Origin of the sequence: Blautia sp. AM42-2, from assembly GCF_003480245.1 — a bacterium.
Taxonomy (GTDB): domain Bacteria; phylum Bacillota; class Clostridia; order Lachnospirales; family Lachnospiraceae; genus Fusicatenibacter; species Fusicatenibacter saccharivorans.
In genome coordinates this window covers 395-621 of record NZ_QUIM01000044.1, presented here as the reverse complement: position 1 = coordinate 621, position 227 = coordinate 395, and the positions used below count along the sequence as shown (strand labels likewise).

Here is a 227-nt window from a genome sequence, read left to right as displayed (position 1 = left end):
GACGGGACAGACAACGGCTTGACCGTAGACCGGGCGCAGGAGCTGGGCGAGCAGTTCTGCAAGGAGCATTTCCCCGGACACCAAGCCCTAATCTGCACCCACCCGGACGGGCATAACCACAGCGGGAATATCCATGTGCATATCGTCATCAACTCCCTGCGGATTTACGAAGTCCCGCTTCTGCCCTACATGGACAGACCAGCCGACACACGGGAGGGCTGCAAGCA

General features: G+C 59.9%; 1 protein-coding gene. It reads left to right on the top strand.

All coding sequences use genetic code 11. From position 1 onward, the window contains the following. Positions 1 to 227, top strand: a 227-nt coding sequence (locus DW915_RS15595; protein ID WP_158581082.1) for a relaxase/mobilization nuclease domain-containing protein, incomplete at both ends; no start/stop codon positions are given.